General features: G+C 66.0%; 3 protein-coding genes and 1 pseudogene. 3 read left to right on the top strand and 1 reads right to left on the bottom strand.

Translation table 11 applies throughout. The features are described 5' to 3' along the window. Positions 1-5: 5 nt before the first annotated feature. The 3 genes and pseudogenes from ACTJKY_RS17040 to ACTJKY_RS17030 form a co-directional block, all read left to right on the top strand. A pseudogene (locus ACTJKY_RS17040) lies at positions 6-1,025 on the top strand (glycoside hydrolase family 43 protein); the annotation flags it as partial. A gap of 301 nt (positions 1,026-1,326) precedes the next feature. Beyond that, positions 1,327-4,179 (top strand): TonB-dependent receptor, encoded by a 2,853-nt coding sequence (locus ACTJKY_RS17035; RefSeq protein WP_440847295.1) that lies wholly within the window; start codon positions 1,327-1,329, stop codon positions 4,177-4,179. A gap of 56 nt (positions 4,180-4,235) precedes the next feature. Beyond that, a complete protein-coding gene (locus ACTJKY_RS17030) occupies positions 4,236-5,321 on the top strand; it encodes an arabinan endo-1,5-alpha-L-arabinosidase (protein ID WP_440847294.1) in 1,086 nt (361 codons plus the stop codon). Positions 5,322-5,472: 151 nt separating this feature from the next. Here ACTJKY_RS17030 and ACTJKY_RS17025 read toward each other — a convergent pair whose 3' ends face one another. Continuing rightward, complete coding sequence (locus ACTJKY_RS17025; RefSeq protein ID WP_440847293.1) at positions 5,473-11,190, bottom strand: hypothetical protein; 5,718 nt, start codon at positions 11,188-11,190, stop codon at positions 5,473-5,475. Between the last annotated feature and the right edge of the window lie 58 nt (positions 11,191-11,248).

Below are 11,248 nucleotides of genomic sequence, written 5' to 3'. Positions count from 1 at the left end.
ACCTGATGCTTACCCGACGTTTCTTCCTGGCTGGCGCTGCCGCCGCCTCGGCGACCCCCGCACTGGGCCGGGCCGCGACGCCGACCATCGTCAACCCGGTTGTGCGCCAGCGTGCGGATGCGCAGGTGTTCCGCCACACCGACGGTTGGTACTACATGACCGGATCGGTGCCCGAATATGATCGGCTGGTACTGCGCCGCTCGCGTACGCTTGCCGGCCTGTCGAACGCGCCCGAACGCGTGCTGTGGCGCCATCAGGCCAGCGGACCGATGTCGGGCTTTCTCTGGGCGCCGGAACTGCATCTCGTCGACGGCAAATGGGTGATGTATTTTGCTGCCGGCCCCAGCGGTGGTGGCGAGGACGTGTTCCGCATCCGGACCTATGCGGTGGTGTGCGACGGCCATGATCCGATGACGGGCAACTGGTCGGTGCTCGGCCAGCTTCAGACCCCGTGGGACAGCTTCAACCTGGATTCCACCAGCTTCGTCCACAAGGGCCGGCGCTATCTGGCCTGGGCGCAGCGCGAGCCGGGCATCGACACCAATTCGAACCTCTACCTCGCCCCGCTCGCCTCGGCGCTGACCCTAGCGGCGAAGCCGGTCCGGCTGTCGGTGCCGACGCTCGACTGGGAAATCCGCGGGTTCAAGGTGAACGAGGCTCCGGCGGTGCTCGCCCGCAACGGCAAGCTGTTCCTGACCTATTCGGCAAGCGCGACCGATTCGCGCTATTGCCTGGGGATGCTTACCTGCCGCGCCGACGCGGACCTGATGGAGGCGGCCAACTGGTCGAAGTCGCCGGTCCCGGTCTTCAAGACGTCGGCTGAGCACAAGATTTTCGGCCCGGGCCACAACAGCTTCACTGTCGACGAGCGTGGCCGCGACGTGCTGGTCTACCATGCCCGCGACTATGACCACATCCAGGGCGACCCACTGTTCGACCCCAACCGCCACACGCGGATGCAGTATTTCCGCTACGCGGCCGACGGCACGCCGGTCTTCGGTACGCCGGTAGCGAACGGTCCCCTGCGGCGCAGCTAAATGCGCAGCGCTTCGGCTCCGGCCTGCGCCGGAGTCGAGGCGCGCCCGCATTACTCTGATAAATGTGACTCCTGATGGTGCGCTCGGGCCGCGAGATTGCGTGGTTTCGGGCCGTTATCGCTAACTATGTGGCAAATTTGCAACTTCTTCGCTGAAATATGCCGGACTAATAGCGTACAACCACACGTCGGCGCTTGCTGCGTACACGCATCCTGATATCCAAAAGTCCGAGTAATGGCGCCACAAGAGCGCTGTCTTAGTGAACCTTTAGTCGTGGGGAGGATACCAGATGGTGTCGAAATTGCTGTTTCTGGCTTCGGTTTCCGTAGCGTCGATCGCGATCAGCGGTCAGGCGGAAGCGCAGGCCAACCTCGTTTCCGGCGGGGATGCGCAGCAGCAGGCCGGGGCACCGCAGGACCCGGTAGCCGACGAGATCGTCGTCACCGGCGTGCGCGCCTCGATCGTCGGTGCGCTCAACCGCCGCCGCGAATCCACCCAGATCGTCGACTCAATCGTGGCCGAGGACGTCGGCAAACTGCCCGACAACAACGTGGTCGAGGCGCTCCAGCGCGTCACCGGCATCCAGGTCACCGATCGTGGCCAGGGCGAAGCCGCCGGCATCCAGATCCGCGGTCTGCCCGACGCGCTGACCACACTCAACGGGCGCAACATCTTCACGGCGGCCGGCCAGTCCTTCTCGCTGCAGGACGTCTCGGCGAACCTCATCCAGCGCGTCGATGTCTACAAGACCCGCGCGGCCGATCAGATCGAGACCGGCCTTGCCGGCCAGGTCGATGTGGTGACGCGCCGTCCGTTCGACTTCAAGGGCCTCGCCGTCTCCGCGCTGGCTCGCGGGATCTACGACCAGGAAGCGGACAAGATCAATCCGAACGCCGCGCTGCTGATCAGCGATCGGTGGGAAACCGGCATCGGCGATGTCGGCCTGCTGGTGAACGGCAGCTACACCCGCTCCAAGTTCCGCACCATGTCGGCCACGGCCGGCGCGTTCGTGCCGTTTGCGACGCTCAACCCGCCGGCCGGCACGGGCCTCACCGGCTTCCAGCGCATCTTCCCGGCGGCGACCGACCCGAAGACCGGCGCGTTCCTCTCGGGTCCAGGCGTTGGCGACTGGCAGGTCGGCACCCAGACGGGCCTGCCCACCGCGGTCGGATCGACCCTGCCGGTCAACGGCATCGCGACGCCCTATTGGCTGTCGCGCGACGCGGTGTTCAGCTCGGACCTGTACGGCAAGCGCGAGCGCCCCTCGGCCAATGCGGCATTCCAATGGGCGCCGAACAGCAGCTCGGTCTACACCGCCGAGATATTCTATTCGGGCTTTCGCGGCGAGACCTATAACAGCCTGCAGTTCAGCTTCGTCGATTTCTGGGGCAATCCGCAGGCCCCGACGCTGTATGACGGCACCAACATCGTGAAGTCGCGCGTGGCGAACAGCGTCTACGGCTTCAACAGCGGCGACTATACCCGCAGCCAGACCGACAGCTTCGTCTATGCGCTGAACGGCAAGTGGGACCTGGGCAGCCGCGGCGGCATCGTCGCCGACCTCGCCTACCAGACCAGCACGTACAAGACCGCCTTCTTCGCGATGCGCACGGACCGGGTAGCGAACCAGATCACCGCCGACTTCAACGGCGGCGGCGGCATCCCTTCCTATCATTTCGACAATGATGCGGCGCTGGCCGATCCGAGCGTGTGGAACGTCGCCCAGCTCTACGACAACGCCAATCGCGACAAGGGCAGCGCCTTCACCGCCACGCTCGACGGCCATTACGGCTGGGACGAGGGCTTCCTCCGCCAGATCAAGGCCGGCTTCCGCTTCGATGATCGCAAGGCCTCGAGCGACGTGCGCACCGCCGATGCCGCCAATCTGGGCCGTCCGCTCTCCACCCTGCCGGCCGGGGCGAGCTTCACCAATTCGGACTTCTTCGAAGGCCGCGGCGACGTGCCGACCAGCTGGGTGACGGCCAACGGCTATTACAACTATGCCCATGCCGACGAGATCCGGAAGCTCTACGGGCTCAAGACCTCCGACCAGCTGACGATGACGCGGGTGTTCGACGTCGAGGAAAAGACCACCGCCGCCTATGTCCAGGCCGACGGCCAGCTGACCATCTTCGGTCGGCCGCTCAATCTCCAGGCCGGCGTGCGCTATGTCGCGGTGGATACCGACGCGGTTTTCGTCGATCGCTTCAACAACGGCGCGATCTCGCGCGCCTCGCCGGGATCGGACCGCTTCCTGCCCAGCTTCACCGCGCGCTACGACATCCTGCCGAACCTGCGCGCCCGCTTCAATTACGGCCAGACGCTGCGGCGGCCGAACTTCGGCGACATCAACCCGAACTATTCGCTGACCGGCGACCTCACCAATGTCGGCTATGGCAGCGGTTCGGCGGGCACGGCGGGCCTCCAGCCGACCACGTCGAAAAACTATGACGCGGCGCTCGAATGGTATCTCGGCCGCAACAGCGCGATCACCGTCACCGGCTTCCGCCGCGACATCCAGGGGCTGGTGGTGCCGGTGAGCCAGCTGGAGTTCATCCCGAACAACGGCATCGTCGCGGGCGCCACCAACAACTTCGTGATCAGCCGCCCGGCCAATGCCTCGAACGGCGTGCTCAAGGGCGTGGAAGTGGGGCTCACCTATTTCCCGACCTATCTGCCCTCGTTCCTCGATGGCCTGGGCTTCCAGGGCAGCCTGACGGTGCTGGACTCGAGCCAGAACGTGCCGATCTACGACAATGGCGGCAAGAAGATCGGCGAGCAGCAGTCGAGCTTCTTCGGCGTCTCCGACTTCTCGTACAACGCCACGCTCGCCTATGATAAGGGCCCGATCGGCGCGCGACTTTCCTATGTGTACCGTAACGCCTGGCAGGTGCGAAACGAGTCGCGACTGTTCGCCAACCCGCTGGGCGTGTGGCGCCGGGCCGAGGCCAGCCTCGATCTCCAGCTGACCGCGCGGATCACCGATCGCCTGGGCCTGACATTCGACGCGGTGAACCTGACGCGCACCAAGCAGCAGGAATATTACCGCTTCGGCGATGTCGGCGACAAGGATCGCTTCAACCTAGGCACGGTGCTGATCCCGCGCACCTTTGCGATCGGGGCCCGCTACAGCTTCAACTGATCTCCTGACGGGCGGGCCCAACGGCCCGCCCGCTTTGCATTCGGAAGGAATTGCCCGTGAAGCGCATCTCGCCGCTCGCGCTGCTGCTCGCCTCGGCCTGTGGCGGCAACGACAGCCCGCCGCCCGCCTCGGTCGTCGTCGTGCCCGCCGCGACGCCGACGCCCAGTCCGACGCCAGCGCCCACACCGGCCCCGACAGCCAGCCCGACGCCGACCCCGATCGCGCTCAGCGGCGCGGTCAGCCCGGTGCACGATCCCTCGATCCTGAAGGACGGCGACAGCTATTACCTGTTCACCACCGGCAATGCCGGGGATCCGGAGGGGCTGCTGGCGTTGCGCACGGCGCCGGATATGCGCGCCTGGACGTTGCGCGGCGGCAGCTACCTCGCGTTGCCCGACTGGGCGCGCACCGCGGTTCCGGGCGCAACCGGCATGTGGGCACCGGACATCTCGAAGGTCGGCAGCCAGTATCGCCTCTATTATTCGGTTTCGACCTTCGGCAAGAACCAGTCCGCGATCGGCCTGGCCACCGCGACCAAGATCGATCCGGCGGCACCGGCCGCCAACTGGGTCGATCAGGGCCCAGTGATCCAGTCGCAGACGACCGACGATTTCAACGCGATCGATCCGATGGCCTTTGCCGATGCCGACGGCCGTTCGTGGCTGGTATTCGGCAGTTTCTGGTCCGGCATCAAGCTGATCCGCATCGACCCCGCGACCGGCCTGCGCCTTGCCGGCGATTCGGCACCACGGGCGCTCGCGCAGCGGCCTGCCCCGGACGCGGTCGAAGCTTCGTACATCATCCGCCACGGCAGCTATTACTATCTGTTCGTATCGTTCGATTCCTGCTGCCAGGGGGCGGCGAGCACCTACAACACCGTCGTCGGGCGCGCCTCGGCACCGGACGGCCCCTATGTCGATCGCGACGGGCGGGCGATGATGCAGGGCGGCGGCACGGTGGTGCTCACCAACGGCCAAGGCGACGGCAGTCGTTTCGTCGGCCGCGGCGGCGCGTCGATCCTCCAGCAGAGCGACGGCGACTATATCGTCTACCACGCCTATGACCGGCAGCAGAACGGCACCCCCACGCTGCAGATCCAGAAGCTGAGCTGGACGACTGACGGCTGGCCGACGCCTAGCTGACACGCCGCGCCGTGCAGGGGGAAGCCGCTGACCGGTTGCCGAAGTAATCCGCCATTCCTGCCATTGCACCGGGGCATCCCGCCCCGGTGCAACCGGGCCTGCCGCCCTAACCCGGCTTCTTTCGGTAGCGCGCCGCACAGCGCGTCCGGTTTCAGAAGCGGAACCGCACCCCACCCGATACCGCTTCGCGGTGATCGTCGGTGCCGGTCTGTGCGCTGGCGGTAGCAAACAGGTCGATGCCGTGTTGCAGGCGATAGCTCACCCCGCCTGCCGCCGTGCCCACCAGTCGCGCGCGGGACGCGCTGTAGCCGGACAGGCCAAGTGCGCCACCGCCATAGCTCGCCAGCGCATCGGTCCGCCGTCCCTGCAGCTGATAGCGCATGCCAAAGGAAACGAAGGGCCGGAACGCAGCGACCGATGCCGCACTGCGCCCGAACGATACGGCAGCATCCCCGAAACCGGCGACATGCCGATCGCGACCGACCGTCAAGGCGAAGGGGCTACCCCCTGCTTCCACCACGCGGTCGCGCTTGCTGCGCACGTAGCTGATCCCGAGCTGCGGCTGCAGCGCCCAGCCGCCCGGCACGGCATATTCGCGCTTCACCGACGCGTCGAACACCCAGCTGTGCAGATCATAGCGGCCCGTCACGGCGCCGACCGGCAGCGTGCGGCTCGTGGTCGCCTGGCCGCTATTATAGGCCACGGCGCCGCCAAGGGCGAAGCCTGCCAGCTGGACGCGTGCCTGCACACCGGCAACCGCGCCATCCGCCCGGGTACGCGCCGCCAAACCGTCGAGATACTGGTGATTGTTGATATAGCCGCCAAAGGCACCGACGCTCCACGCCGCATTCCCATAGCCGACCCCGCCGAGCAGGCCATAGCTTTGCGTGCGCGTAGCGACACCCCCGCTCGCACTATCCTCGTTCAGGCGGTGCCAGTCGCCCATCGTCGCGCCAAAGGTGAAGGCATGGGGTACATCGCCCGTAGCCGCGAAGCCGGCACCGCGCGTCGCGTCCACCACGGCCAGCGCGTTGTCGACATGCATCTGCACCGCCGCCGCATAAGGCTGCGGCGTCAGCCGGGCAAAGGTGCGGACATTGGCCGTATCGTCGGCGTTGGCCAGCGTGGCAAACGTACCGAACAGGGCGCTGTTGGCCGGCTGCACTGCCAGCGTGGCGTTCAGATAGGCGATGCTTCCACGCGCCTGCGCACTGGCCTCATCCGGCGCGCGGAAGGCGCCGATGACGCCGATCTCGCCACCGCGCACGACGAGAATCCCCAGCGGATCGCTCGGTTGCAGCACCTGGCTGAAGCTGCCGGTCACGCCGCCGGTTGCGCTGAACAGCGTATAGAAGTTGCCCTGCCGGAGCGCACCGATGCGAACGAGCTGTAGCGTGGCGCCCGGCGCAATCGAGAGCGTGCCGTTCACCACGAGCCTGTCGATCGCCGCGTTCGAGAGCTCGAACAGCGCAGTCGACGTGCTGCCCAGCGCGACATTGCCGTTCACCGTCATCGTCCCCGGCGAGGCGCCCGGGCTCAGCGTACCGGCGACGGTGATGTTCCCGTTGACGACGCCCGCCGAGCCGAAGGTTGCCCCCTGCCCCACGTTGATCTGCGGCGCGGTGATGACCGACCCGGCTTGGCCGACCAGCCGGCCCCCGGTCATGTCGATCGCGCCGAATACCGCCGTGCCGCCGATCCGGGCGAAGCCTGCCGACTGGCCGAAACGCTGGAAATTGCGGATGTCGCTAAACACCGCTGGCGCGGCCTCGCTGCCACCGGACACGGTGAAGCTATTGTTGCCCGCGCCGCCGTCGATCGCACCGGTGACGCTGCCGCCGCCGTTTTGGACAAAGCGGTCGTCGCCGTCGCCGAGCACCACCGCGCCGTTGATGGCGCCGGCGTTGGTCATGATGTCCGCACCCGCGCCGAATACGATGTCGCCGTGGATCGTGCCGGTATTGGTCACGCGATTGTCGAAATCATCGCCCGAGATCGCGAGCGACACGCTCTTGCCGACCGCGCTGATCGCGCCGGCATTAGTGAGGTTGAGCGCGCTGCGATACCCGAAGACGCCGATCGCCATGTCCGCCTGAGCGCTGATCGTGGCGCCCGCGGCATTGACCACGGTGCCGGCAAAGCCCTCCCCGCCTATCGTGAGGCCATAGGCTTCCGCCGCCATTCCGCCAGGGACCGTCGTGGCAGTGGTCGCACTGGCAGAGATGGTGCCGCTGTTGGTAACGGCGTAGGTCGCGCTCGCAGTGTAATATTCGCGATACAGGTCGAGACCGGAGGCGCTGCCATTTGCATTCGTCGCGGTGATCGTACCGCGATTGTCGATGGTTACGCTGCCCGATGCGACAGTACCGATGCCGACGGAGACCGCGGGAGCCCAGCCCGTGCTGGCAAGCGTGCCGGTATTGGTGAGCGAGACCGAGGCCGCCTGCGCGTTGAAGGCGCGAACGACCGCCGAGGTTCCGCCCAGGATCGAGCCGCTGTTCGCGATCGTCAGGTTGGACCCTGCGTCCAATGCGACACCCGAAAAATATTGCGTCGGGGTGGCGCCGGGGTTGATGGCGCCACTGTTGGTGAAGGCGAGCGCGGTGTCGTTGTGCAGCGAAACGGCAGCGCTGAACAGCACGTTCGAACCACTGGCGCCAATGGTGCCGCTGTTGGTAAAGGCCCCCACCGTGCCCGACACACCGACGACGGTGCCGGCATTGGTCAGCGACGTCAGCACCTGATCGGCCGGGAAAAGCGTCGCCCCATTGGGCAAATAGGTATAGATCGGCGGCGTGCCCGCCGTGAGGCCCCCGGCGAGCGTCGCCTGATTGACCAAGCTGCCCGAACCTGTCGCATACACGCTGCCAGCAAAGGTGCCGTTAGTGGTGACGACCGTATCCGCGCCTGTGGCCTGGACCAGCATGTCCTGGAAGTTGACCACGCCCCCCAGGCCCAGCGCGACCGTGCCGGTGCTGCTCAGCGAGCGGCCATAGACATTGCGCCCGGCGCCACCATCGATCGTGCCCGAAACGCCGAGCGCATCGCCCGTCTGCAGCAGCAGGTCGTTGCCGTCGCCGAAGCGTAGGTCGCCGGCGACCGTACCGCCCGCTGCAACATACACGCTGCTGGCGTAAGACCGCGTCGGCGCGCCCGAATAATAGGGAACCACATATCCCAGATCGATCGATCCGTTGACCGTGCCTGCATTGGTGAAGACGCCGGAGGAGAGTTGCACCGCGGTGCCGCCGGTGCCCGTGATCGTGCCGCCCGTCGCGTTGGTAATCTGTGTGGCATAGCCGTAGCTGGAACCGGTAATCGCAATGCCGGCGGTGCTGGTGATCGCGCCGCTGTTGACCAGCTTGACGTCACCGTTGGCAGCAATCGCCGTGCCGGCAACGCTGATCGAACCGCTATTGTCGAGCGTGAAGGATCCGGTCAGGCCGATCGATGCCGCGCCCCCCGTTCGCTGGCCGATCGTACCCGTATTGGCGATCTGCGAGGTAAAAGCGGTACCCCGGATGCCGATCCCGCCATCGAGCAGGATCGTACCGGCGTTGGTGATCGTGCCGCCGCCGCTGATGCCGGCGAGGTAGGCGCTGGTATTGCGATCAGTTACGTTGATCGTGCCGAGATTGGTGAAACTGTCTTGGTAACCCAGCCATACTGCGCTCGACTCATTATAGCTGTTTGGACCGGTCGAGCGCGTCACGGAAATCGCGCCGCGGCTGGTGATGGACAATGCCGCCGCGCCGCTGTCGATGCCGCTGCCTGGATAGGTGATGACGCTCCCATTCTGGAGCGCCGCGGCATCCGTGGTCGTGATGCCGGCATCGAGATCGACACTGCCGGTGCCGGCAAGCTGCACCGGCGCGGTAAGGGTCTGCCCGGAGGACGCCGTCAGGGTCAGCTGTGCACCGTTCGCCAGCTGATAGCCGACATTGCTGAACGGGCCCACGCCGGCCGCCGAGAGGGTTGTCGACGTATCGGTATTGACCACATAGCGCAGGCTGGCGCCGCTGCCTGCCGTGACGGTACCGGTGATGCCGGCGAAGGTGCCGTTTCCGGTGTTGGCGATATCCGTGACGAGCGTTGCCCCGCCCAGCTGCAAATTGCCGTTCAGCACGCCACCCGAGACCGCGATATATGCCAGGTTGTTGCTGCTGCCGTATGCCGTGAAGGCGACATTGCCGTTGATCGTACCGGCATTGGCGATACCGGCATTGAACGAATTCACGGTGACCGCGCCGCCGCTGCCGCCGTTCACCACGCCCCCGGCCGCGTTGATCAGATATCCATAGGGCTGGACCTGCACGCCCACCCCTGCCGAACTGATCGTGCCGGTGTTGGTCAGGTAGATGTCGGTGATCGCTCCGGCCGTCGCGCCGGTGATCGTACCGCTGTTCGACCCGGTATATCCGACATTGCCGCTGAGCGACACACCCGCACTGCCCGTGGACAGGATGGTCCCGCTGTTGTTGAGGACCGCATCGAACATCGTCACGCCCGTGCCGGACGCGGCGATCGTGCCGCTATTCTCCAGGTCGTTGTACGACATCGACACGCCGATGCCGCCGGCGACCGTTACGCTACCCTTGTTGACGAAGCGATCGTTCGAAAGCGAGATGCCGGCCTGATAGGTGGACGCCGTCGCGTTGATCGTGCCTTCGTTCTGGAACGTGGCCGCGCTGCCGAAGCTGTAGTTTAGGTCGGTCACTGCGGTACCGCTGGTCGCGATCGTGCCCTTGTTGACGACCGTGCCGCTGCCACTGAGCACCAGCCCCAGCGTTGTGGAATAGCTGGGCGACAGCGTGACGGTTGCGGTGGCGGCCGGATCGATGACCAGTTGCTGGAAACCGGCGAGCGGGGCGAAGGCGCTGCCGATCGTCGAGTCCGACGCGAACTTGACCCGCTCGGTATTTGTCCCGCCCCCGGCCGAGATGCTGCCGGTTACGCCGGTGATCACCGTGCCCGTCGCGGCGTCATACCGAGCGATCAGCGTATCGTTGGCGGCGCCGAACAGCAGGGATCCGTTGATCGTGCCCTGGCCCGAATCGACCGTATTGCCCAGGCCATAGCTGTCGCCGGTCACCACATCGCCGGTGATCGTCCCGGCGTTGACCAGGCGGAAGTCGCCGGTACCGACGATCGCGATTGATCCCGCGCTGCTGATCAGGCCTCCAGCGAGATTCTGGATGCTCATCGAGGACCCGCTGAGCGCCGGCCCGGTGCCGCTGTTGGCGATCGTACCGCTATTGGTGAGCGTGCCAATCGTCGAGGACAGGAGCGTGGCAGCGGCACTGTTCGACTGGATGGTGCCGCTGTTGGTCCAGCTACCCTTATAGATCAGGTAGGGCGAACCGACCCCCGCGGCGCCGGGCGTGAACGCGCTGTTCGAGCCGCCATCGATAAGGCCCGCATTGTTCAGCGTGCCGACCGGGCCGACGATGCTGCCCGAGATGACCCCGCCTGCACGATTGGAGATCGAGCTGAAACCGCCCGCGCTGGACGGATATTGAACTTGCGTCAGGATGTCCCCGCGCAGCGCCACGCCGGACGTGCCGCTGAGCGTCCCGGCATTGTCGACATCTGCGACAACCAGGCCGTAGCTGTTACCCGCCGACAGTCCCAGGGTCAGCGCACTATCGCCGCTGATGGAAGCGCCCTGATCGACGCTCAGCGCAAGCCTAGCCGTCACGCCGCTGTAATTGGTATTGGTGCCGCTACGTACCGCGATGCCCGCCTGCGTTCCGCCGTCAATCTGCCCGCGGACGTTGATGGTTGCGTAATTCGAGTAATAAACGCCGTTCGTCACTTCCATCGTGACCGCGGGGGCGCCGCTGTTGGTAACCAGGGCACCGCCGTCCACCGTCAGCGTCGACCCCGAAGTCGTGATGCTGACGCCGTTCGAAATAGTACCGGTACAA

It is taken from the genome of Sphingomonas sp. 22176, assembly GCF_052045505.1.
Lineage (GTDB): Bacteria > Pseudomonadota > Alphaproteobacteria > Sphingomonadales > Sphingomonadaceae > Sphingomonas.
This window is presented reverse-complemented; position numbering and strand designations above follow the sequence as displayed.